Consider the following 22,557-nt stretch of genomic DNA (forward strand, 5'->3'; position numbering starts at 1 on the left):
GGCGAGTAGACCTTCATCACCATAAGAGATCCCTCCTACCCGGCCCCTGCCGGGGCCGGGCTCAGAGGTGTCCACCACTCGGGGACAGGTCCCGTCTTGGACTCCACCCCGTCCAGCCGGTCGATGCCCTCGCTGGCCTGCGTCATCGGGGCTTCGGTGAACAGGGGCCGGACCTCACTGATCGCGCCGACCATCGTGGTCTTGCCGGTGCCGAAACCTCCCGACACCACAATCTTTAGCTTGCACAGGCGCGAGGGTGCCGCCTCATAGGGCGCGTAGCCGGACAAGGACCGTCTCCAGGAGTTCTTGGGTGGGGCCGTCGTCGTTCTGCTCCGTGACGGCCAAGGCGCGCAGGTGGAGCAGGTCGGAGGCGAGGATCTTGACGACCTGGACGGGCTGCCCCAAGCGCGAGGCGAGTTCAGCGACAGCCCGGGGCGTCGCGCACAGCAGCCGGATCCACTCGCTCTCCGGCCCGAGCTCCACGTCGGCCGGCGCGGGACGCGCCGACAGAAAGGTATCCAGCTGCAGCGGGTAGTCAGGCCGGGTGCGCCCGCCGGTGAGCGTGTAGGGGCGCAGCCGCGAGCCGACCGCTGCGGCGGCCGGGTCAGGGTGAGGGCGGACCACGTCACTGGACCGGCCGCGGCGCGGTGCGGACGGGGTTGAGCAGGTGCTCGTGCATCCTGTCGATCCACTGGAGCATCGCGTAGCCGACCACGCCCGCATCGGCCGTGTCGCTGGTGAGGACCGCTAGAAGGTTCCCGACCTTGCCTTCGACCTGCTGCGGAACCTTCGCCCGCATGACGAACAAGGTGCCGGAGTCGTGCTCGACCACGGTCTGCTGCACCTCGCCGGGGGCGTCCCGGAAAACGCCGTTGGCCAGGGACGCGATCCCGCTGACCGCGGCGGCCAGGGTGTCGGCGCCCTCCTCGGGGAGGCCGTGGAACTCCCCCACCAGGCCGTCGGACGTGACGAGGACGGATGCGACCGCCCCGGGGGTGTGGTCGACGAAGTCCGCCAGCATCTGCCCCAGGGGACTCAGCTCGATTGTGCGTTGCGACATGGGAACTCTCCAGATCGGGGGGTAGGGGGTTTCACTCGCCGTCCGGGCGGTGCTGCGCTGCCCTCTGGACTCCCTGGCGGTACGTCGCCACGAGTCCGGGGGTGGGACCTTTGCTCGTCACCGGCGCAGCGGCGGTGTGAGCCGAGCCGTGGTGGGGGGTGGCCTGGGCCGGGCGGACGGGCAGAGGGATGCGCCCTTCCGTCGGGGCCACGGCCGTGTGCTGACGCGCGGCCGGTGCCGCTCCCACCGGGCTCGGGTGGGAGGCGCCCGCCGGGCGTGGCGGCCCGTAGTCGCCGTGGTGCGCCAGCGGCTCGAGGCGTTCCCTGTACGACGTCGCGACCCGCGCGGGTGCAGGTGCGCTCCGGACCTGGGGCACGGAGGCGGTCGTCAGGACGGAGTTCGGGATGAGCACGAAGGCGGTCAGGCCGGGGCCGTCATGGTTGGCCCGCAACTGGACCCGGATGCCGCAGCGCCGGGCGAGCTGGCCGGTGACCACCAGGCCGATGGCACCCGTTCTCAGCCGCGCGTACACATCCACGGTCTCCGGCGCGTCCAACTGCGCGTTCAGCTGCACCATTTGGGCGAGCTGCATTGATATACCCTGGTCGCGGATGGCGATCACCAGGCCGCCCTGCTCCTCAGTCGCAGTCAGGACAACCCGGGTGCGGGAGTCGGAGAACCGGACCGCGTTCTCCAGCAGCTCGGCCAGGAGATGCACAAGATCCGGCCCCACGTGACCGGGAAAGGCCAGCTTGTCCGGGGGCGGCGTGATCTGGATCCGGTCGTACCGTTCGATCTCCTCGACAGAGCGACGCAAGGCGGTGGACACCGGCAGCGGCGTACGGCTGCGGCCGGCGAGGGGCTGGCCACCCAGGACCGCGATGTTCTCTGCCGACCGGCGCAGCTGTGTCACCAGATGATCGATGCGGAAGAAGCTGTCGAGGATGTCGGGGTCCTCGACGCTGCTCTCGGCTTTGTCGAGGGCTTCCAGCGCGCGGGCAATCAGCGCGCTTTGCCGCTGAGCGATCGTGCGCAGCAGGTCCGTCTGCGCGCGCTCCCCCAGGACGTTGTGCTGCTGAAGCTGTGCGGCACTGGCGATGGCCTGTTCCACCTCGCCTTGCACGACGAACAGCAGCTGCTCGACGGCGAGCACCGGGTCGGCGCTGAGAGAGCCGCTGAACTGCGACGGTGCCGTGGCCGGGGCGCTGTTGAGCGTTCCCGTCTCCACCTGCTCCAGGGTTTCGCTCACCGCTGTGCGCAGCTCTTCGAGGCCGCTCACCACGTTCTCCAGGTGAACGTTGGCACCCGCAAGGGCGGCATCTGCGCGGCGCAGGCCGTGGAAGGTCATGCCGATCCAGACCGCGGCCGCGCTGGAAGCTGCCACCGGGAGGGGAAGCTGACCTGCCTGGTGAGCGGCCCCGGCGACGACGACAGCGACACCGGCCCCCAGCATCGGCCGCAGGACCAGCCCACGCAGCGAGGACTGAGTCAGTGCTACCGATCCGGGTGCGCGGCGGCGGAGTTGAGTCGGCCGGCGGTGCTCAGACATGCGCTTCCTCACGGTCACGGGCCCAGCGGGCTTCGGCGGGTTGACGGGGGCTCGGACACCCGGGGGCCACCAGACGTGGGGCCGCGGTCCGGCAGTTGCACCTTCGGCGGCGATGCGGGCGAGCAGCTCCTGGGCGCTTTCGGCAACCATCACCAGGTGGACCCGAGATTCCAGGTAGCCGTGGGGAGGAGGTAGCCGCCCCAGACGGCGGGCGTGGTCGACCCCAGCAGCCGATCCGGATCCCGATTCGAGCGCTCGCACAAAGCCCTTGAGGTGGGGTGAGAACCGGATCAGGAGCGGGTCGACCCCAGCAGCCGATCCGGATCCCGATTCGAGCGCTCGCACAAAGCCCTTGAGGTGGGGTGAGAACCGGATCAGGAGCGGGTCGACCTCGGACTGCAGAGCGGACAGGGTCACGGTCGGACGGCCCGCGGAGAACTGCAACGGGATTCCGAGCCACACGCCGTCGTAGTTAACGGAGAGCACCTTGGTGTCGTCGCTGACGCTGAGCGTCTTGCACAGCGCGCCGAGGACTGCGACGGCCGTGCCGCAGCGGGTGCGGCCGATGCCGGCATTGATCCGGCGCGGTCGCGCGGACAGCTGGGCCCGGACGTACTCCGACGGCACGTCGACCACCCAGCCGCGTACGGCTGTGGCCGGGACCTGGTGGTGGGCGGCGAGGGCGAGCCGGTAGCGGGCCGAGTCGGTACTAGACCCGATGCCGTACACCCGCGCGGCCGGGCCGACGAGGCGGTGGCCTAGCCAGTCGTGTTCGGCCAGGATGCGGCGCAGCACGTTGGTGTTGGCGTAAGCGGCGTGACGGCTCTGACCGAGCTGGACAGCATCGAGCGGGTTGCGTACGTGCTTGGCCCGGTGCGCGGTCGACGCCTGGGCGCGGGCGATCAGCTCGCGGGCGAGGTCGGGCCGCTTCGGTTCGGCGACCGTCATAATCCGCTCCGGTCGTCCGTGCCATCCAGCAGCTCATGGACGCGGCAGGCGATCAACGCGCTCAGCCTGGGCCGGTCCTCGGCGCCGAGTTCGAGGCGGGTGACCCGCTCACCCTCCCGCCCTGTACCGGACCCTCGTACGTTCCATCCCATGTCGGTGAGCCGGCGCAGCAGGGCGGCGGTGGACCCGGCGTTGAGGGCGTAGCGGGCTGGTGTCTCGGTCCGTACGAGCGGGAGATCGAGCTGGGCGGCCAGGTCGGATGCCCACAGGGTGATCAGCCGGGTGATGTCGTCAGACTGGCCGGGCAGGGTGTGGACGCAGCCCAGGTAAAGGCAGGGGCCCTCTCCCCAGCTGAGTCGGGGGCTGTGTTCGGGGATCAGGCAGGCCAACAGCTTCCCGTCCTCGAGCAGGCCGGCCGGCCTGGTCTGCGGGTTGCGGAAGAGAGCTGGGATGTCGGTGGGGGGAGGCAGCCGCAGGCCGCGCTGGTCGAGCCAGCGCTGGCGGTCCTGCACGAGGGCGGCGGCTTCTGCGCGCTCGGCGTCCGTGCGTAACGTGCGCACCTCATACACGGCGGTCGAAGACGCCAGCTTGAAAGGCGCCGGGACCGGGCGTCCGTCTCGGGCGGTGCGGCTCGGGAGCGTGCTCACTGGGCCGCTCCGTTCCGCTCGGTGCGGTCTTGCTTGTTGGGCAGCAGCTTCCAGCTGTGGGCGAGGGCCACCAGTTGGGTGGCGTTGGCCGCTCCGGTCTTGCCGAGCAGGGCGTTGAGTGCCGAGGCTGCGGCGGCAGGGGAGAGGCCGGTGGCGGTGGCGCGGCCGACAGGCGTGCTCTCCTCGGCAAGGGCACGCAGCAGCCTCACCTCGTCCGGGTCCAGATCCGGCACGGGAAGGTCGGTGGCCGGAGCTGTGGCCTGGAATGAGGTGAGCAGGCGGTGCACGAGGACCGGGAGGGGGCAGCGTGTGGGGCAGTGAGTTTTGTAGCGCAGGTAGCGGAGATGCCGGTGCGTCGTAATGATCGACCGCTTCAGTTCGGCGGCGATCTCGACCGGCGTCAGGCCCCGCACGAGGTACTCCACGACACGCCACTCGGTAGGAGTGAACAGGGAAGGCGGCTTGGTGGGCGGAACGACCATTTCCCTCAGCTCTGTGCTCAGGGGGGCGCACGCCCGGGTGTCGGTTGCTGCGCGCGTCTCGTTCACCGGTCGCCTCCCGATGCGTGCGCCCGGGCGGGGTTCGCCTCGGTGAGCTGGCCCCAGGCGTGACCCAGGATGACGAGGTGGGTGAGATCGCGGGCGCCGACCGCGGTGAGGAGGTGCGCCGTGTGCCTCTTCACCGCGTAGCGACCGATGCCGGCGGCCTGCCCCACGTCGGGAGCAAGCCGGTGGGCGGCCAGCGCGCGCCAGAGCCTCACTTGCTCGGGGCTGACGTCGGGAGCGGGCCGCAGAGCTGCGGGTGCCGGTGCCTGTCCGGCCGACAGGATGGCGTGCACGAGGAGGTGCTGGGGGGCGCCGGTGCAGTTGAGCTTCGAGCGCAGCACATGGAGGTGCTTCTTGACCGTCGAGGGCGCTAAGCCTCGTCGGGCGGCGATCGTGTGCAGGCCCAGGCCGGCCGCCGCGAGCGCGGCGACATCCTTCTCCGCCCTGGTGAGGGGCGTGGTGGGCAACAGGATGGTAGTCATGGTGGTGTGGCTTCCAGATCAGTGGGTGGTCAGCCCACGGGCAGGGGCGACGTCGAGGTCGGGGTCGAGGCGGTGCGTCAGGCGGCGCGCCTGCTCGGGGTCCAGGGTGATCGTGTAACGGTCGGATCCGGGCGCGGTCACGGAGGCGCCGGTGCCTACGGTCTTTCCGAGCAGCCGTTGGAGCCGTGCGGAGGGGTCGGCGACTTCCGCGAGCAGAAGGCGCTGGGTCAGACGGCGCGCCTGTTCGAGAGTCAGCTCGATCGTGAGGCGGTCTGCCTCATGCGCGCAGCCGTGCTCGATCTCCGTGGACACCGGTGATCCGACTACCCCGGTGATCAGCCAGCGGACCCGCTCGGTGAGGCGGCGGATGCCGCGGGGGCGGTGACGCGGAAGATCCGTGCCGATGTCCGGGGCACCGAGCAGGTGGGCCAGCAGGACGGCCGCGTCCAACTCGTCGTCGGTCACCAGGAGGGAGAGGGACGCCGTCCCGACGTCGATGGTGCAGTCGAGCCCGTGGTCGGAAAGTACATCGGCGAGGGCTGCGGCGGTGGTGCGGGCGGTGATCCAGGGCTGCAGCAGCGCCGCGATGAACCGCCGCACGGAATCGGCGCTGGGAAGGGTCATCACGACCCGGAAGGTCTTCTCGTCCAGCGCGGCGGTGGCGTCGATGCCGGTCTGGTGCAGCCATTCGGTGGAGTCCTCGACGGAGTCACCGAAGCGGCACTTGCTGCTGTACATCGTCACGTGCAAGGACAGCCCGTCGTCGGCTGTTTCGATCGATGCGAGGAAGTCGGCTTCCTTCAGGGCCTCTTCGAGCTGCTGTCTTGCAGTGGCGGCGTTTCCCGCGGTGGCCTGCTCGGACACCGTCAGGGGTTTCGCGGTCATGGTCACTTCCGGGTCGGTGGTGTCGGGTGCCTCCGGCCCCTGCGGCGGACAGGGGCCGGAGGTGCGGGCCCGTGTGCGGCGGCGTGGGATCGCGGGGCCCCGCACATGAGGGCTCAGGCGGGGGTCGGGTCGGGGTGGGCCCAGGTCGTCTCGGCGGCGATCCGTTCGGATCACCGGATGCGGTATGCGGGCTTCCTGCTGTGCTGATCCGCAGGGAGCGTGCGGCTGGTGCGGCTCACCTGTCAGCCTCCGCGGCGACCGCTGACGCGGACGGCCTGGCGCCCCGTGCGGCGCCGAAGACGCCCCAGGCGTGGGCAAGGCCGATCAGGTGCGTCGCGTTGTCCGCGCATGCCGTGGCCACGGCGGCATCGATCTCGGCCCGTACGTCGTCGGCCCGTACGCCGACGGCCTGTGCGATGTCCTCGTTGCGGGAGTACTCGGCGATCGCCCGTATGAGCCGCAGCTCGGGCATGCTGAAGTCGGGGCAGGCCCGCTCGCACACCGGCGCTGATACTTCACCAATGCTGAGCAAGGCGTGAACGAGGACGGGCCGCGAGCAGCCACGCCGGTCCAGGCGTTTGCGTACTGTACGGAGATGACTGGCGACTCCTTCCGCGGACAGGTGGGTCCGGGCACCGATCGCTTCGTTGGAAGCGCCGTAGACGAGGGGAGCGACGGCGCGCCGCTGGCTCTCGGTGAGGCATGTAGTCGGCGGGGCGGTGGTCATGTGGGTTCCTAGGTCGGGGAAGTTGAGATGGGTGATAGGACGAGGTGTGCCGGGACCGCTGTCAGCTCCTGCGCGTGAACGTTGCCGCACCCACGCGCAGCACGACGGCAGCGATGCGAACGTCGGTGCGGAAGAGGGAGGCCTGCGGCTCGCAGCCTTCGCTCGCGCCAGCCCATGCGATCTGGGGAATCGCTCGGACAGGACCGCGAGCGCGGCTTCGGTCTCGAACGGGGCCCCGGGGCAGGGAGGTGGTGGGGGGCAGCGACCATCCCGCCGGTCGGGGCGTAGGTGAGTGCCTTCAGCGTGATCAGCGAGCGGACTACGGCCTCCCGGTACGGGCCGTCGTACGTGCAGTGGCTGGCCCAGTCCGTCCAGAACTTCTCCGTCACCTCCAGTGCTTCCTCGGCGTCCGGTACGGCGGGCGGGTTTCGGTGGGAGGGATGCCACGTGAGGGTGAAGCTGATGCGTTCTCCCTGGGTGACGGTGACGTCTGAGCACGTTGTCAGGGCTTCGCCATACGTCGGTGCGGTGGTGTCCAGGAGGCGAGTGAGGGAGGTCATCGTCTCGGGCGCCGTGTCCGTGGTGGCGTGGGTGACGGACAGTACGGAGCCGGACGGCAGCCAGGACCTCAGCGCCGCCAGGGTGGTGTGCGCCGTCTCGTCGTCGAGCCACGGCAGGACGTCGTGCAGCAGCACCCCCATCGGACGGCCGCGGTTGAGCCCCGCGACCGGTCCGGCCGCCAGAAGGGCCGGCATGTCCTCGAGAGTCGCCCGCAACGATGTCGTGCCGTGCCGCTCGGCCAGGGCCATCCGCGCGTGGGCCTCCACCATGGGGTCGGAGTCGACGTAAACCATGCGACGCACCGCGCCGGGCACGTCGCGGTTGTCGTCGTGCGGCAGGCCACATCCCAGGTCGATGACCTGAGTGATGCCGTGCTCCCGCGTTAGGCAGTTCAGGACACGGGGGCCGTGTGCACGGTTGACGCGCACGCTGGCAGGCAGCCACGGCGCCGCCGCGACCAGGTCGCGAGCGAAGTCCCGGTCCGGGAGGTAGTTGTCGGTGCCGCTGTCGAGATGGTCCTGCGTTTGAGCGACGGTAGGCCTTTTGAAGTAGCCGTCTGGGAACCCGGAGGTCATGCGCCCACCCCCACATGCGCACGGCCGTGATCAGCACACGAGACCCTGCGGCCCGCGCCGTCGGGACACCGCTGCGCCAGGGCGCGGCGGGCGAAGGTCGCCTCATCGAGAGCGAGCAGCCGAATGACGGTGATCACGAGGCGGTCCTCCGCTCCACGCCCTCGGCCGCGCTCACGAGTGCCTCGTACGTCGCCTCACGGCTCCACGCGGCGCCGACGGCCTCGTGGAGGCCGGCGCTGATAACCCGGGCGGCGCCCGAGCCGGTCTCGTAGCAAGGGAAGAGGCCGACCGTCACCACCATGCGGTGCCCATGGAGGGTCACTCCGGCGGTCGCGCCCACGGTGTGGATGAACAGTGCCCTCTGCGTCGGGAGGATGCGAATGGTCAGGCCCTGCCCGTCAGAGCTCTCCCGGCTCACGAGATCGGCCAGATGCCGCAGTTGGCCAGCCACAGTCGCGGGGTGATCGCCGCGTCCCCAGGTCAGCACGGTCTCGTCCAGCAGCACGGTCCGCCGCTGACGCTCGGCCCAGTCCACGTGGTGCACCCACGATGGCAGCCCAAGCACCGGCTCATCAGGATCAGCGCACACGTTCGAGTCCAGCGCGACCCGCTGGTAGGCCTCGGTGCGCAGACCAGCAGGCACCTGCAGGCAATACTGGACGACCTCGCTCGCCGAGCGCATCACGGCGATATGACGTGCCGTCGCCTCGTCACAGGCCACGTCCACCCAGCAGTCGTGCGGGGCGCGCTGGCCTTCACCCCGCTCTTCATGCCTGCTGCGGTCGTAATCCTGCGACGGCAGGCTCCCCACCAGGAAGATTGCGTGGTCGTCCGCCACGCCGTAGAGCCGCAGCAACGTGCCGAGCGTGTCCGGCCGGATAGGAGACTCAGCCCGCTCCCACCGGCTGACCGCTGACGTGGACGCCCGGGTGTCGCGGGCCGCGTCCGCCAGCCTGATGCCCCGTGCCTTGCGCAGGCACCGCAAGTACAGGCCCGTCACGATCCGGGCAGGCGCCTGCTGCACCTCGGCCAGCGGCGACGGAACAGCGTGAAGCATGAAAGGTCCTTGCGTGGGTGTAAGGGTGGTCAGGGCAGATCGAGAGGTGGGGACGGGGCAGGGGCATCCATCGCCGGCCCAGGCTGCCGAGCGGTCAGCCGGAGGCCGAGGAGCACCAGGGCGCCCAGACCCAGCACGATCAGGACGGTGATGACTAGTGCGGTGGCGGTCATCCCTACCTCGGGACGGATCCGGCGTAGATGAGGATGATCACCGAGAGGGCGAACGTCAGGATGCGGAGGTGGCCACGGTCCGGGCGCCAAAAGCTCCTGCCGGACAGAGGTCTACGCACAACGAGCCTCCTGGTGACTCGAGCAGCTGCCGGACGCCGTGCGAAGACGTGCCCGGGTGAGGCTGAGCGCGTCGTGCAACGCGCCGGCCGGGGTGACCGCGTTCCGGTTCGTGTTGGGGCGGGTCACCCACAGGCCGGTACAGCCGCGGTAGCCGCCGGCGTCGCAGTTCCAGGTCAGGGCGGCGGGGACGCAGTCGGAGTGCGGGGCCCTCCACCGGTGAACCGTCTCAGCTTCCACCGGCACCACGAGTTGGCGATGGTCCAGGCAGTACCTCACCGGTCCGACGTCCGAGCCGTCCCCGACGAGCGCGTCGATCGTCGGCAGCCCGAGCGCCAGGCCCACGCGAACCGAGGCCAGGTCCGAAGGGAGCTCCACAGGTGGACGCTCACCGAGAGCGATGTGCCACAGGTACCTACTGCGTAAGGTCATGAGGACGGTCTCCAGCGAGTGATCGGGGTTCTGGTGCCGCGCCGTGGCGGGGGCGTCCGGCGCGGTACCAGTACTGGACAGGGCGCCGCGGGTGTCAGGGGGCAGGCGCGGCGCCGACCTGGACGACAGCCCAGGCAGGAGTCGGCTGTCGTCCAGACGGTGACCCGGGTGCGGGAAGCCAGAGCCCCGCGTTCAGGTCTGATTCCTTGGGGGAAGCGGCGCTGGAGGGGCAGGGATGAAAGGGAGGACCGGCTGCCGCGGGGGAGTCCCTCGCCGCGGCAGCCGGGAGGCACGGGCGCTATGCCCATGTGCCTCGCTCCGACCTTGCGGGGGCCACGATGCTGGGGTCGCACCGGGCAACTCCCGGTTGAGGCACGGAGCCCGAGGGCAAGGCAGCGCGGGGCTTGCACGGGGGTCCTGCGCCGTGCGCTGGCGCTCGCCCCGTTCCTGGGGTGGTCGACGGTGGCCTCTGCCGTGGCCAAGACTTTGATCATGCGGCGTTCGGCGGTGGGGTGGGCGTTCATCAACTACTCCCTTCTGGGGTGTGTAGACGGGGTGCCGCAGTGTCCTGCACTGCCCCTGGTGAACGGTGCGTCACTGACCGCAGGGCACCAGGGGCAGCAGGGTTCACCGCGTTGAACCTGCGTGTCGCCCAGGGGCAGCGCAGCCGAATCGCGTGTTCCTGGTATCGCTTGAAGCTGTGAATAGCGTTGCCCTTGGGGAGCCTTGCCGGTAGCAAAAGGCCACCCCCACTTCTCCCCACTTCGGTGCTGGAGAGTGGTCTCCGTTTGCCGACTCCCCCTTGCTAGCCCCGTCGTCAGAATGGGATAAATCGGTCATTCTTCGGTGTGTCGAGACATGCGCGACGGGTCTGGCGGTCGCGCCGTCCATGCCACCCCACTTCGCCCCACTTCACCGGAATCGCTTGACCGGAAATCATGTACCGCGATAAGGGGCCCACTTGGCGGGTGCGTGGGGGTGCGGAGGGGCCTTCTTCTGCGTTCTGCCAGGTAAGGGCTGGTTTTGGCGCCTCTTTCGAGACGGCTTCTTCAGCTGCGGCGGGTGTTGGGAGACGTACCCGCTGTTGCTTGTCATGATGAATTGGCCATGCGGAGTTAGCCCTTGTGTGTGCATTCGGCCCTCCGCGGCCTGTGCTGGGTGCCCGGAAGTTCGCCTTCTCGGCGATGAAGTGGGGAGAAGTGGGGTCGGACTTCTCTGTCGCCAGCGCCGCGTCATCAGCGACCGTATTCACCAGGACTTGCCAGTCCGACCCCGGGCATCGTGAATGCAGCGAGGAGTGACCCCGTGCTTGGTCCCAGCGTCGCCTTGCAAGAAGGCCAGGAATGCAGCCTCGGTCGTCCACTGACGCACGCCGTGCTCGACCTCCGTGGCCTCGACGCACCGCAGAGCGCTGCTCGCGGCATAGTCCGTCGGGTGCTTACCCAGGCCCCGGCAGAGTTCATGGACGATGTGGTCCTGGTGGCCGACGAACTGGTGGGCAATGCGGTTGCACACGCCGGGGAGGCACTCGACGTCTGCCTCGACCTGTTCTCGTGGGGGACGGTGGTCCAGGTCCGCGACCGCGATGGCGACATGGCCGCAGTGCCCCTGAAGCTGGCACCGGTCGGCGATGAGGAAGTGAACGGGAGAGGCCTGTTCTTGGTGAATGAATTGGCCAGTGCTTGGCGCGTGCAGAGCGACGAGGCGGGAAAGCGGGTCGTCGCGGTCTTCCTCTATCGAGCGGGTGGCACGCACTGATGCTGCCCCACGATCTTCCCCGCCGGCCCGTGGCCCCGGGCTTGCTCCTGAATCCCCTGTGCGTCGGCACGGGCACCTCACGGTGGTCCACGAGCATCAGCCGGCCGGACGACGAGAAGTTGCTCGACGGCCTGCGCTGCGCAGTGGAGGCAGGCGTGGAACTTGTCGACACGGCAGACAGCCACCTGCATGGTCACGCCGAGCGGCTCGTCGGCAAGATCCTCAAAGAGAACCGGGGCCACACGGTGCAGGTATCCAGCACCGTGGGGGGTGTCCTGGGGTCTGCTCCTCACCCGTACGCCGGCCCGCGTGTGCGCCATCAACTGGAACAGACGCTGGAGAACCTCTACCTCGCTGAACTCGCCGTCTATACGCTGGAGTCGTACGACTTCGGTATGGGCGATCGCTACCTCGCCCCCGTCGTCGAGCAAATGAGGACCCTCCGGGATCTCGGCCAGATACGAGCCATCGGCCTGCGAGGCCCGGACGGCTGCTCCTCGCCCCGCTACGTCCGTCGTTTCCTGGAACTCTTCGACGAGATCCGCCCTGACGTTGTCTGGACACGGGCGAACGGGCTGCTCCCCCTGCCGGACATCGGTGACGGCGAGAATCTGGGAACCTTCACCGAACGCCACGGCGTCGGCTTGCTGATCGCCGCTCCGCTGGCCAACGGCATCCTCGCCGGCAGACGACCACGCCTAGAGGCCCGGGCGGCGAACCAGGCCGAGAAGCAGACCGCGGCAATCGACCACGGCCTGTCCGTCCTGGCCGACCGGTTCGGCCGCTCGGCCAATGCCCGGCTCCGAGTCGCCCTACGGTTCATCCTCCACCAGGCGCAGAACGCCGTAGTGTCCATCGGTGTGGGCGACCGGACGGAGGTCAACCGGTACTTCGACTGCCTCGACGGCCCCCTGTGTGCCACGGACATGGCGATGATCGAGGAGGTCTTCCAGGGCATCCGGAACGCGATGCGCCTTCCCGAAGCTCGCACGGTGATCGTAGAGACGACCGACCCGGCTGGACGCGCGATCTTTCCGGCTCAGCCGGAGAAGCCGTTGCGGAGGTAGCGCGGGACCCCGTCGTTCAAGGCCTGCAGAGCCTGCTCCGCCCGCGCCCGCTGCCGGGACGGCAGCAGTTGCAGCGCCTTGGGCACGTTGAAGAAGCCGAGCTCGGAGATCTCCACGTCGTGGGGCTTCAACTCGGCCGCCTGTCCGGGCGGAAGTACCCCGGCGTCGAAGACGAAGCCGAGGTAGTCGTCCCACGGGCCATGCGGTTCGACCCAGTCGACGCACAGGAAACGCAGGCTGGTGGTGCTCAGGCCGAGCTCTTCACGGAGCTCGCGGCGGAGCGCTTCATCGGGGGATTCGTTCGCTTCGGCCATGCCCCCGGGTAGGTCCCAGCCCTCCTTATAGTTCGGGTTCACCAAGAGCAACCGGCCCGTCTCGTCGCGCACCAGGGCATCGGCGGCCGTACGCTTCCGGGCCTGCTTGGCGTTTCCTTCGGCCAGGTAGGCGTCGCGGCCCGGCTCTCCTGGCCTGGGTACATCGTTCACTGAGGACCTTCCGGGAGCGCGAGACTGCTGAGCAGTAATCTACGGTGTCGAGCAGCTTCGGCCATGCGCGAGAGCAGGTCACGGACTTCCGGAACCTGGCGGTGGTGATCGAAATCGCTCTGCAGCAGCGCAAGTTGGCTGCTCAGTCGCAGCGACGTCACGGACTGGCCAGCGGTCAGCACCTCCAGGCCGACCTGACAGGCTGCGTCGACGCGCTCTTGAGCCAGCAAGACCCGCGCCAGCGTGACCTGCCCGAAGGCCCGGCTCCGCACCCGGCTCGCGTCACGCAGTGCCAGTGCACGCGCCGCTTCCTCAGCCGCGGCATCAAGCGCGCCAAGATCCAGCAACGCGGAGGCCGCCTCACTGGCCAGGGCCGCTTCGTCGAACGGGGCGACCCACGGCGATGCCGGAAGGGAGGCCGCGAGGGTCAAGGCGTCGCGTGCGGAGTCGAGAGCCTCCCGTGCACGGCGTCCCTCGTCGCGCCGGGCGAGTGTCCGGGCCTCCATGGCATGGAGGCGTGCCGAGAGAGCCGGAACCCGTGGGCCCCCGGCAATCCGCGCCAGACCGCGGCGGGCCAGGTCGGTGGCGACGTCCACCTGCTGGGTCTGTAGGGCCAGGTGGCTCATGCCTGCCAGTACGTTCGCGCTCGCGGTCACGTCGGTCAGGCTCTTGGCCAGCCGGAGGGCGCGGTCGAAGTGCCCGGAGGCCAGGTCGTCCCGGCCGGCATCGTGAGCCATCCACGCCGCCATCTCCGTGAGCACGACCGCAGCGCCGAAAACTCCTTCGCCGTCCTCGCTCGACTCCGTCGCGCCGAAGAGGCTTGGGGCGACGACGGTGGTGAGGTAGTGCACCACGGAACGGTAGACGTGGCCTCCCCCGAGCTGACGATCCGCCAGCCGGAATGACTCCAGAGCAGCGACGTGCGGCGCCCCTTCGAGGATTCCCGGCGAGGGCGTGCCTCCCGCTGCCGATTCGGGTCCGGTCCCAGCGCCGGTTCCTGGTTCGGCCGGACCGAACAGCCGCTCGGCCGATTCATTGAGCAGGTGTTCCAGGACCCGGCAGGTTGGGTGGCGAGGAAGCCCTTTGATGTCCCCGGCCATCCACCGGTCCCAGGTGGACCGGGAGACGTACACCGAGGCGAGGGAAGGGTCGGCGTCGAGCTGAGCCACTTCCTTGGCCGCCCGCTGGAAGTGCACCGTGAACGTCTCGTAGACGCGCATGCGCCGCTCAGCGACCACCTTCGGGAAGAGGATCGCCCTGCGCATCGCCGGCCCCCTCTCAGATGCCGGGGCCGAAGCCGAGGAGCGGGACGTCGTAGAGAGAGGGGTTCCGGCGCCGTGTCAGTGCCGGGCCCTCCGTGTCGCCGAGGACTTCAATGATGGGGATCTCGGAGATGAACTGTACGGTCGCGCCGAGCAGGTGAGAGACCCGTCCCTCGGCCCCCGCACCCTTGATGCCAGTCGCGACATGGATGTGGGGCGCCAGGCAGTCCTTGTCCAGGTTCCAGGCGAGCGTCCCACCGCCGAGCGCCTCGAGCGTCTCGACCGTGATCTCCTCCCACAGAGGGGCTTCGGGGTCGGCGAGCGGCTCGCAGGAACCCACAAGCCGCGCCGACTGGAATCCGCCGACGAAGATGGGGATGTATCCGGACCGAATGCCCTGGTTCTCGCAGAACCGCGTGAGCCCGTCGAGGAAGTCCTCTCCGTGGTCGAGGGCGAGTAAGAACTGCCGGCCGGTACGGATCTGGGCGAAGCGCATGGTAGTGGAGTCCTTCGTGATCGCTACTGGGGTCAGGCGTAGTCGAGGAAGGCCTTGGCGATCGCCTCGCGCGGCGTGCCGGCCGCCAGGTGGGCGGCCAGGATCAGGCGGGCCTTGTACGGGTCGAGCGGGCCTGCGCCGATGAGGCCCCGGGCCAGCAGGTCGCTTTCGGAGCCGGGGAAGGCGTAGGTCGAGGTGAGTACGGGCCCCGTGCCGATGCGCGATGCGAGGACGACCGGCATGGCCTCAGCCAGAGCAGCCAGCCGCGGAACCCACGTCTGGGGTACGTGGCCGACGCCGAAGGCGGCCACAACCACCCCGGCGACCTTCTCTTCCAGCCCTTCCAGAAGGATCCCGCTGCTGCCCAGGGACGCGGTAACTACCTCCACTTCGGCCCGGACAGGCGCGGGGGTGAGGGGCAAGACCACGGGCGCGGTGCGCTTCAGCGGATGCCGGAGCCGGACCGTTCCCTCCACCATATATCCGACAGGGCCCGTCGCCGGCGAGGCAAAGGCGGCCGGGCTGGTCGTATGCGTCTTCCGGACGTACCGGGCGGAGTGGATTTCGTCGCCCATGACGACGAACACACCGGCTTCATGCAGTCCGGCATCGATGGCCGTCTGCACGGCGGCAAGGATGTTCGCCGGGCCGTCAGCGCCCGCTGCCGCGGCGCTGCGCATAGCCCCGGTGAAGACCACCGGTGCGCTGCCCCGGTAGTAGAGGTCGGTCAGGAACGCGGTCTCTTCCAGGGTATCGGTGCCCTGCGTGACCACGATCCCGTCGATGCCCTCACGATTGGCCTGCTCCAGCCTGTGCACCAGGTCGACGATGTCGCTGATCGTCAGTGACGCACCGGGCAGCTTGCGGAAGTCCTCCGCGCTCACCGCGATGCCCCGGAGACCGGGCACGGCGGCCACCAGATCGGAACCGGTCAGCGTGGGCGCGACGCCTGGTACCGAGGTGCTGGGGGTCATGGCGATGGTGCCACCGAGGGCCAGGAAGAGAACGGAGCGGTGCTGCGCAGCAAGGGACACGAAGGGCCTTCCATCTCTGGGGACAGCGTGGTCAGGTCTCACTCGTTGGTGAGCTTGCCGAGAAAGAGCAGGGTCTCGTCCAGGGCCTGAACCGTCAGAAGTCGACTGCGCGGGCGTACGAGGCCTGCGACGCCGTACTCGCCGAGCGAGCGGCACCGGGAGGTCAACCAGCCCCAGTCCAGATCCAGGTAGCTGGAGAGGATTCGCAGTCGTCCTGCTGGGTCCGGGGCCCCCGCGAGGACATCGTTGCTCTGAGCGTCCGTGAACGCCGATGCGTACGTGCGCAGGTCGCCCCGGGCCGAGGTGCTGCCGGCGGCCCAGAGCGCACCGCCGGGAGCCCGGACCCAGTTCGCCACGACGGCTCGGTGGCCGGGCACGAGGGCCACGCCGTCCACCTCGGCGTACTCCGGCTTCGGTATCACCCGTACCTGGATTCCGAGGCGCTCCATGAGAGCGATTGACAAGAGCAGAAGGACCCTCTCGTACCGCTCTGATTGGGCGATCTCGTTCTCCGGCAGGCAAAATACCCGCACCATCTGCGTTGAGCTACTGTGGAAGCGGGTGAGGGTTTGGAGGTAGTCGAGCTTGTGCTTGAAAAACAGCCAAGGGGCCACTTCCTCTCCGCTCTGTTCGCGGGTCCAGAAGGTCGGCACCTCCGAAGCCTCGGCCAGTTCCTGCTCGATGTGCTGGGCGCAGAACGCAGACCCCATGAAGCTGCTGCCTGCGGCGCTCAGGTCGACGAGGAACTTGCTGGGTGCCGATCTCGGCAAGGAGAGGTAGGTGCCGATGATGTGGCGCTCGCTGTCGAGAACCTGGTCATCCGCCAGCAGACCGTCGTCGAGTTGAGTGAGCGCCCAGAGGATGCCGTAGGTGAGGTCGTCCAAGAGGTAGGCCGAGGGTATCGACAGAGCTCCGGGTGACTGCGGCCCCGGGCGGGTCGCCCGACGGGCGGATGCAGCTTCGCGGACGTACAGGTCCAAGTCGCCGAGTCGCTCCTCCACTCCTACGAGGAACCCGCGGCGCGCTGGACGTAAGAACCCCTCCAGGTCGCGCTGGGCATCCGGGCCCAGCTGCTGAGGATTCACCTCCTCGCCCTGCTTGGTGACGGAGAAAAGGTGGACTGCGGCACTCGTCCCGTCCAAGCGCTGGCGCCCTGTGATCTCCCAGGTCCCGGCAGGGCCGCCGGCGGGGATCAGCAGGCTCGAGGTGGGCCAGCGGGATCCGATCTGTGCCGCCGCTGACCCTATGGCCGCCAGGGGCTCGTTCACCTCGGCCGCAGGGGCGAACAGCACATCCACGGGATGCCCGAACATTCGCTCTAGGATCTGCGCCGCCTCATCGCGGGGCCGGCCGAACCAGGTGCCGGAGGACCACCGGTCGAAGGTGGTGCGCCCGAGCCCAACCGTGGCGAGGCGACGGTTGTTGGTCTCCTGGGCAAGCCGCCGACCGGTTGCGGTGTAGGGCACGCAGAACACTTCCCAGGTGGTGAGGTTCCGTTCCTTCAGCAGGAGGCTGAACAGCGTCGGAGTCATCGCGACAGCCCTTCCCCTGGATGTTTACGGGCAGCAGAGCAGCGACCCGACCTCCACGCATGGCGACAGGGACTGCACACTTCGTGGCCCTGGCAAGGATGCTCCCAAAGGCAAGCCGTTAGCAATATGGTCGAGCAAATTGCTCGGCCATATTGCTTGTAGGCGGCGTGGCGAGCCGTCAGACTGGCCACCATGCCAGAAGCGAAGACGCCGTGGTCGCTGACCCTCAGTGAAGTCGGCCTGCGGCTGGAACAGTTGCGCGAGCGCCGGGGCCTCACGCAAGGTGACGTTGCCCGCCACGAGGTGCTGCGCCAGCGCGGCGTCAAGATCGACGCGAGCGGCATCAGCCGCCTTGAGTGCGGCCAGCGTCGACGCGTGGCCCGCGATCTCGTCGCGGCGCTGCTCGAGGTTTACAGGGCCAGCGAGTCCGAGAGCTCAGAGATCCTGGCACTGCTGGGAGCCGACACCACGCCAGCAGGCCGGCCGCGCCCTGCCCTTTGGCGGCGCAACTCGCACCTGCTCGGGCCCATGCAGTTCGAGGGCTTCCTGCTCATGGAGCGCCGGGCCGCCAGGCTGGAGAACTATGAAGGCGAACTCTGGCCAGGTCTCTGTCAGAACGAGGACTACGCCTACCTCGTCATCGCCCGGATGCGGCCCGATCTGCGGCACTCAGAGGTCGAAGCACTCGTCGACGTGCGCATGGACCGCCAGCAGCACGTCCGAGCGGGCGCCCTCACAGACTTCCGTGCACTCGTGGACGAGCGCGCGCTCCGCGTCGTCGGCGACGACCCGGCCGTGTCGAGACTGCAGATGGAGCGAGTCCTGGAGGAGTCAGAGGACCCTCGCACCACCATCCGGATCTTGCCGGACACCATCGGCCTGCATCCGGGGTCAGCGGGACCGTTCGTCCTCATGACCTTCCCAGAGGCCTCCCGCCAAGTCGTCTGGGTCGAGACGATGGTCAGCTCGTTGTACTTCGACGGCGGTGACGACGTACAGCGCTACTCCGCAACCTTCACGGATCTGTGGGAGCGAGCGCTGGACCCCGATGAGACGCGCTCGCGTCTCAAGAAAAGGATCAAGGAGCTAGAACAGTGACAGCGAAGCCGGACCCTTCCTCGTTCGACCTGACGGCGGTCGAATGGACGGTGTCCACCCACAGCGGCGGCGGAGGCAACTGCGTTCGCGTCGGCGTGCAGAACGGCCACGTACTGATCGGTGACTCACAGAATCCCGATCGGTTGCCCCAGGTGTACACCCCGGCCGAGGCCAGGGCGTGGCTGCTGGGTGCGAAAGACACGGACTTCGACTTCATCCTCGATCTGTGACGTCGCCCTAGCCCACCGCACGAATCGGGCCGGCCCCGCGGCAGATGGGGCCGCCCCGAGTGTTGCTGCCCAATATCGAGACTCACACAGGCTTCTCCGGTGGCGCGGGCCGGTGGCAGGATCTAGCGATTCGGACGGGTCAGGCTGTGAAGGCGGGAGGTTGGATCGGCTCAGGCAGTCGCTGTGCGAGCTGCAGGGCGGCTTCGAGGACGGTGCGCTCTCCCAGGTAGGGACCGATGATCTCGATGGCGAGCGGCAGCCCGTCCGGTTAGGACGCCCGGTGGGGAGTACGGGGGAGAAGAGACAGGCGTGCTCAACCCGGCCAGTGCTGCTTGCTGAACGCAGCCTTGCCCGCATCCGATCGCGTATCGGTCAGGGGATCGTCGATGATCAGGTGAAACCGCCAGCCCCCGAACGAGTACAACGCCTCACCCAGCTCGTCCCACGGCAGGGTCCGGCCGTCGACCACGATTCGCATCGGGCCGCCCTCAAGATCAGCGATCAGCCGACCCGCAGCCATCCCTGATGGCAAGCTTCCCCCCCCGCCCGCCATGTGGGTCAGGCTCCAGGTAGCAGCGGCCGATCTCCGCTTCGGCTTCAGCGTGTACCCGCGCGGCCAGCCGGGCCACGTCGACCTCGTGGTCGCCGAGCACCGCGAACTCGAACCCGTCTGCACAGAGGACTGCTCCCGGGCCTCTGTGACTATCTACGGGACGACGGTCAGAGAGTAATGAGGATCTCTGGAAGTCAGAGAGCTTCATCGGGAGTACGTTACAACTCGTCTGGGGCTGCGCCGGGCATGCCTATGATCGGTGCATGCCGTCGTCCCTTCCCACGTCTCTTGCTGTGTCCGACGCCATCACCCACTACCGCCAGCTGCGCGAGCTGACCGTCGACGAGCTGGCCTATGTGCTCCGGATGCTCGATCACCCGATCTCAGCCGACGCCCTTGCGGAGATGGAGCGATGCGCTCGCCCTGTGACCGTCGACGACCTCGTCGCGATCGCTTACGCGCTCGACACGACCCCCACGGTGCTGCTGTCGCACATTCCCATCGACATGCCGGAACCCGAGGGGCCTCTGGCCACCGGGCTCCCCGGCGATGTCGACCAGGCCGAGCTCCGCGCCTGGCTCGAAGGGAAGACCGCACTCGACCGCGAGTCGCGGGTGAACTGGTGGAAAGAGCGGGTCGCCCGCCTCAGGGTCCGGTCGGCGCACCACGAGGAGCAGCTGCAGGGTGCGTACGTGGAGCTGCACGAGCTCGGTGACCTGGCGCTCCAGGAAGCAGACGCCCCGCCCGTGCAGCGTCTTCAGTGGCGCATCCAGAACGGCGAGCACGCGCTCAACCAGTCCGAAGTCGCACTGGCGCTGACTGAGCATCGACTCGACAGCCTCCGAGAAGGCGCCTGACATTCTGAGTCCTGGCCAGTCAAAGTCGCCTATCCATAGGCTACTTTGACTGGCTTTCTGTCGTGAGGGTGGTACATCCGGTACATCAATCTGCAATACTGACAGTGCGCTTGTGAATGCACTTTGCAAGTGCTGATGTGCGAGAAGAAGGCTCGGAAGTCGGGCAGGTGGTTCTCAAGGGGGCCGGCTTCGGCTCCCGGGCGTGGTCGGGAGCCGGGTCTCGGGGATGCGGTGTGGAACTGTGGAGCCGAGACGCCGGTCCCTGTGAAGAGGGCACCACCTGGACACGCAGGACTGAACGAGAGAAGGCGGGGGCGATCATGACTGAGGATCAGCCTCAATTACCCGAGCAGCCGACACAGGCCATGCAACAGCTTCACCGGGTGCCGCCGCGATCGCGGGTTCCGCTCGATGTCACGGCCGAGCAGTGGGGTGCCGGGTTCCAGCAGACGTATCACCGCGAGCCGGCGATGTCCGAGCGCCATGCCGCCCTTCATGCCGGACTGATCGCTCCCGAGCGCCGGCCCCGTGATCCGTCGATGCGGCAGATGGCCGACGGAGCCAAACAGGTCGTCAACGGTGCCCGGGACTTCTTCAACACCAAGGTCGTGCCGGCCGTCGAGAACTCTGGAGCCAAGGAGTTCCTCGGCAGCCGCGTTGCCCCCGCAACACAGAGAGCCGCGCGCTCGATGCAGCAGAGCACCTCGTATCCCGGACCGGCCAAGCTGAGAGGGCTGGCCACCTTTATCCTTCCCGCCGCGGCGTTCCTGGCGATCATCTCGTTGTTCATGCCGGTCGCTTCAGCCATGGGCTTCTCGGGCAACTACTTCAGCGACGAGGCCGGCGGCGAGGACGGCTTCCTACTCTTCACCATGCTCGTGGCCATCGCCGCCTCTGTCGTGGCAGTCATCCGCAAGACGAACTGGTCCCGCGTCACCGCCGGAGTCGTGGGCATCGTCGCCGGCCTCCTGATCGGCATGATCGACGGCTTCGGGACCATGGGCTCCGTCAGCACCACGCCCGCTATGCCTCCGTCGGAGCGGGCGTGGTGCTCCTGGCGCTGCTGTCGGTAGTGATGCTGGCTGCCGCAGTCCTCATTCTGCTGTCCCCGCGTCAGACGCCTACGATTCCGCCGATGCCGAGCATGCCGCCGGTCCAACCTCCGCAGAGCTGACCAAACCGACTGTCCAGAACGAATGAAGGAAGAACACCATGAACTCCACCAGGACCGCACGTGCGACGCGGACCAGGATCGCCGTGTCCGCCGCGGCCCTGGCCGCGGGTGCTCTCATGCTCACCGCCTGCAGCGGGAGCAGCGATGCTGCTTCCTCGCAGAGCCCCAGCAGCAGCCAGGCCTCCAGCTTCGACGGTGCCTACATCTCCATCACCGACGGGGCGCGCGGCGGTATCGCCGCAATCGACGGCCACAAGATTACGTACATCAACGTCACCGCTGGTGACCAGCAGTGCCAGCTGACCACGAAGGCCCTCGGCGACATCAAGCACGGCTCGATCGTCAAGGACGGCACGACCGACAAGGGTCAGTACCAGGTTCTCTCGACCGGCACGATCAACGACAGTCGGACCAGTGTGCTCTGGGACGACGTCAACGGCTCCGACCAGACGGGCACTGACCCGGGATCCGGCTCGATCTCGATGTCGAACAGCATGATCACGCTCGGGTACACCTTCGCCTATGCGATCGACCAGGTCCAGCTCATCCCGGCCGACAGCGACCAGGCGAAGGCATTGATGGCCAAGGACTGCAACCAGCACAGCTGATTGCCGCACCACCCAGGCAGCACAGAACCCCGTGGATATCACGTCCACGGGGTTCTGTCTTTTCGCTGACGCCTACTCCTGGAGCTGCTGCGCCCGGTACTCCTCAATCGTCTCCGGTGGCCGGCCGTACTTCGGCGCGTGCTGCTCGACGAAATCCAGCTCAGCCCACGCTGCCGACTGCCGGATCCTCGACCGGGCGACCACGACGAACACCGTGGCACTGATGGCGATGTTGAGCAGACCCCACCCAGCCAGCAACGTCGTCAGCACCACAGGCAGACCGTCCTCGATCGCCATGGTGACCAGAACGACCAAGCCTGCGCTGTTGCCCAAGAGGCTGGCCGCGTACCCCTCGAACGTGCCGGACAGGCGCGCCAGAGTCCGCGGCTCGTCGCGATGCCGCACAGCGCGCTTCACCTCGCCGACGAACACCACGGTGGCCACGGCCGCCGCAGTGCTCAATGCCAGATCGCGGATCCCGGTGATCCACCATCGCGCCGAGCGCCACCAGCCGCGCGGGAACTCGCCGCGAAGCCTCGATCCGAGCCTCATCCTCTTCCCCTTCTCCTCCTGCTGCGCAAAAGACGACGCACCTGGTGAGGACGATCGCAATGGTCGTCCTCACCGGGTGCGTCAGCCCTCCAC

At 68.4% G+C, this 22,557-nt stretch carries 25 protein-coding genes and 2 pseudogenes; 7 read left to right on the forward strand and 20 right to left on the reverse strand.

The features are described 5' to 3' along the window. Window positions 1–35 precede the first annotated feature (35 nt). The 13 genes and pseudogenes from ACGFYH_RS34090 to ACGFYH_RS34150 all read right to left on the reverse strand — a co-directional run bounded on the left by ACGFYH_RS34090 (window position 36) and on the right by ACGFYH_RS34150 (window position 9,704). Window positions 36–230: a hypothetical protein gene (locus ACGFYH_RS34090; protein ID WP_393807039.1), complete on the reverse strand. Its 195-nt coding sequence runs from the start codon at window positions 228–230 to the stop codon at window positions 36–38. A 34-nt stretch (window positions 231–264) separates the two neighbouring features. Next, the gene (locus ACGFYH_RS34095) at window positions 265–624 is read right to left on the reverse strand and encodes a DUF742 domain-containing protein (RefSeq protein ID WP_393807040.1); all 360 of its coding nucleotides are present in this window, start codon (window positions 622–624) and stop codon (window positions 265–267) included. Window position 625: 1 nt separating this feature from the next. Continuing rightward, window positions 626–1,060 carry a roadblock/LC7 domain-containing protein gene (locus tag ACGFYH_RS34100; protein ID WP_393807041.1) on the reverse strand — a complete coding sequence of 145 codons (435 nt, stop codon included), beginning with the start codon at window positions 1,058–1,060 and terminating at the stop codon, window positions 626–628. A 31-nt stretch (window positions 1,061–1,091) separates the two neighbouring features. Beyond that, window positions 1,092–3,557: an ATP-binding protein gene (locus tag ACGFYH_RS34105; RefSeq protein ID WP_393807042.1), complete on the reverse strand. Its 2,466-nt coding sequence runs from the start codon at window positions 3,555–3,557 to the stop codon at window positions 1,092–1,094. Beyond that, complete coding sequence (locus tag ACGFYH_RS34110) at window positions 3,554–4,117, reverse strand: hypothetical protein (protein ID WP_393807043.1); 564 nt, start codon at window positions 4,115–4,117, stop codon at window positions 3,554–3,556. The genes ACGFYH_RS34105 and ACGFYH_RS34110 overlap by 4 nt, the downstream gene beginning before the upstream one ends. Before the next feature lie 83 nt (window positions 4,118–4,200). Further along, window positions 4,201–4,752, reverse strand: coding sequence for a DNA-binding protein (locus ACGFYH_RS34115; protein WP_393807044.1), 552 nt, complete (start codon window positions 4,750–4,752; stop codon window positions 4,201–4,203). Next, window positions 4,749–5,231, reverse strand: a complete 483-nt coding sequence (locus tag ACGFYH_RS34120; protein WP_393807045.1) for a LuxR C-terminal-related transcriptional regulator — start codon at window positions 5,229–5,231, stop codon at window positions 4,749–4,751. The genes ACGFYH_RS34115 and ACGFYH_RS34120 overlap by 4 nt, the downstream gene beginning before the upstream one ends. Before the next feature lie 18 nt (window positions 5,232–5,249). Beyond that, window positions 5,250–6,116, reverse strand: a complete 867-nt coding sequence (locus ACGFYH_RS34125; RefSeq protein WP_393807046.1) for a hypothetical protein — start codon at window positions 6,114–6,116, stop codon at window positions 5,250–5,252. 235 nt (window positions 6,117–6,351) lie between these two features. Further along, complete coding sequence (locus ACGFYH_RS34130) at window positions 6,352–6,843, reverse strand: sigma-70 family RNA polymerase sigma factor (RefSeq protein WP_393807047.1); 492 nt, start codon at window positions 6,841–6,843, stop codon at window positions 6,352–6,354. Between the two features lie 220 nt (window positions 6,844–7,063). Continuing rightward, window positions 7,064–7,382 (reverse strand): annotated as a pseudogene (locus ACGFYH_RS34135) (glycoside hydrolase family 15 protein); the annotation flags it as partial. A gap of 45 nt (window positions 7,383–7,427) precedes the next feature. Continuing rightward, window positions 7,428–7,979: pseudogene (locus ACGFYH_RS34140) on the reverse strand (SAM-dependent methyltransferase); the annotation flags it as partial. Window positions 7,980–8,112: 133 nt separating this feature from the next. Continuing rightward, window positions 8,113–9,036: a Scr1 family TA system antitoxin-like transcriptional regulator gene (locus tag ACGFYH_RS34145; RefSeq protein ID WP_393807048.1), complete on the reverse strand. Its 924-nt coding sequence runs from the start codon at window positions 9,034–9,036 to the stop codon at window positions 8,113–8,115. Between the two features lie 284 nt (window positions 9,037–9,320). Next, complete coding sequence (locus ACGFYH_RS34150) at window positions 9,321–9,704, reverse strand: hypothetical protein (protein WP_393807049.1); 384 nt, start codon at window positions 9,702–9,704, stop codon at window positions 9,321–9,323. Between the two features lie 1,359 nt (window positions 9,705–11,063). Between ACGFYH_RS34150 and ACGFYH_RS34155 the strand changes: the two genes are divergently transcribed. Beyond that, window positions 11,064–11,516 carry an ATP-binding protein gene (locus ACGFYH_RS34155; RefSeq protein WP_393807050.1) on the forward strand — a complete coding sequence of 151 codons (453 nt, stop codon included), beginning with the start codon at window positions 11,064–11,066 and terminating at the stop codon, window positions 11,514–11,516. Then, window positions 11,516–12,583: an aldo/keto reductase gene (locus ACGFYH_RS34160; RefSeq protein ID WP_393807051.1), complete on the forward strand. Its 1,068-nt coding sequence runs from the start codon at window positions 11,516–11,518 to the stop codon at window positions 12,581–12,583. Before ACGFYH_RS34155 ends, ACGFYH_RS34160 begins: the two co-directional genes overlap by 1 nt. Here ACGFYH_RS34160 and ACGFYH_RS34165 read toward each other — a convergent pair. From ACGFYH_RS34165 to ACGFYH_RS34185, 5 genes are read right to left on the reverse strand one after another with little or no spacing between them, the layout of a single operon-like run. After that, window positions 12,556–13,068 carry an NUDIX domain-containing protein gene (locus tag ACGFYH_RS34165; RefSeq protein ID WP_393807052.1) on the reverse strand — a complete coding sequence of 171 codons (513 nt, stop codon included), beginning with the start codon at window positions 13,066–13,068 and terminating at the stop codon, window positions 12,556–12,558. The genes ACGFYH_RS34160 and ACGFYH_RS34165 overlap by 28 nt on opposite strands. Then, a complete protein-coding gene (locus ACGFYH_RS34170; RefSeq protein WP_393807053.1) occupies window positions 13,065–14,333 on the reverse strand; it encodes a hypothetical protein in 1,269 nt (422 codons plus the stop codon). Before ACGFYH_RS34170 ends, ACGFYH_RS34165 begins: the two co-directional genes overlap by 4 nt. Before the next feature lie 13 nt (window positions 14,334–14,346). Further along, complete coding sequence (locus tag ACGFYH_RS34175; protein ID WP_393807054.1) at window positions 14,347–14,826, reverse strand: PPC domain-containing DNA-binding protein; 480 nt, start codon at window positions 14,824–14,826, stop codon at window positions 14,347–14,349. Window positions 14,827–14,858: 32 nt separating this feature from the next. Then, a complete protein-coding gene (locus ACGFYH_RS34180; RefSeq protein ID WP_393807055.1) occupies window positions 14,859–15,860 on the reverse strand; it encodes an asparaginase in 1,002 nt (333 codons plus the stop codon). Window positions 15,861–15,898: 38 nt separating this feature from the next. Then, window positions 15,899–17,392 (reverse strand): hypothetical protein, encoded by a 1,494-nt coding sequence (locus ACGFYH_RS34185; protein WP_393807056.1) that lies wholly within the window; start codon window positions 17,390–17,392, stop codon window positions 15,899–15,901. 192 nt (window positions 17,393–17,584) lie between these two features. Here ACGFYH_RS34185 and ACGFYH_RS34190 point away from each other — a divergent pair, with 192 nt between their 5' ends. Both ACGFYH_RS34190 and ACGFYH_RS34195 read left to right on the forward strand, forming a co-directional pair. Next, window positions 17,585–18,490 (forward strand): helix-turn-helix domain-containing protein, encoded by a 906-nt coding sequence (locus ACGFYH_RS34190; protein ID WP_393807057.1) that lies wholly within the window; start codon window positions 17,585–17,587, stop codon window positions 18,488–18,490. Continuing rightward, window positions 18,487–18,720, forward strand: a complete 234-nt coding sequence (locus ACGFYH_RS34195; protein ID WP_393807058.1) for a DUF397 domain-containing protein — start codon at window positions 18,487–18,489, stop codon at window positions 18,718–18,720. Before ACGFYH_RS34190 ends, ACGFYH_RS34195 begins: the two co-directional genes overlap by 4 nt. Window positions 18,721–19,033: 313 nt before the next feature. Here ACGFYH_RS34195 and ACGFYH_RS34200 read toward each other — a convergent pair whose 3' ends face one another. After that, window positions 19,034–19,198 (reverse strand): hypothetical protein, encoded by a 165-nt coding sequence (locus ACGFYH_RS34200; protein ID WP_393807059.1) that lies wholly within the window; start codon window positions 19,196–19,198, stop codon window positions 19,034–19,036. A gap of 368 nt (window positions 19,199–19,566) precedes the next feature. On the opposite strand from ACGFYH_RS34200, the gene ACGFYH_RS34205 reads away from it, so the two are divergent. From ACGFYH_RS34205 to ACGFYH_RS34215, 3 genes are all read left to right on the forward strand, one after another. Continuing rightward, on the forward strand, window positions 19,567–20,130 hold the full coding sequence (locus ACGFYH_RS34205) for a DNA-binding protein (protein WP_393807060.1): 564 nt from the start codon (window positions 19,567–19,569) through the stop codon (window positions 20,128–20,130). 320 nt (window positions 20,131–20,450) lie between these two features. Beyond that, entirely contained in the window at window positions 20,451–21,203 is a 753-nt protein-coding gene (locus ACGFYH_RS34210) for a hypothetical protein (RefSeq protein WP_393807061.1), read from the forward strand. Between the two features lie 139 nt (window positions 21,204–21,342). Continuing rightward, entirely contained in the window at window positions 21,343–21,912 is a 570-nt protein-coding gene (locus tag ACGFYH_RS34215; protein ID WP_393807062.1) for a hypothetical protein, read from the forward strand. 72 nt (window positions 21,913–21,984) lie between these two features. Here the strand turns inward: ACGFYH_RS34215 and ACGFYH_RS34220 are convergent, their stop codons facing one another. Continuing rightward, window positions 21,985–22,464 carry a hypothetical protein gene (locus ACGFYH_RS34220; protein ID WP_393807063.1) on the reverse strand — a complete coding sequence of 160 codons (480 nt, stop codon included), beginning with the start codon at window positions 22,462–22,464 and terminating at the stop codon, window positions 21,985–21,987. Between the last annotated feature and the right edge of the window lie 93 nt (window positions 22,465–22,557).

It is taken from the genome of Streptomyces sp. NPDC048392 (assembly GCF_043200575.1).
Lineage (GTDB): Bacteria > Actinomycetota > Actinomycetes > Streptomycetales > Streptomycetaceae > Streptomyces.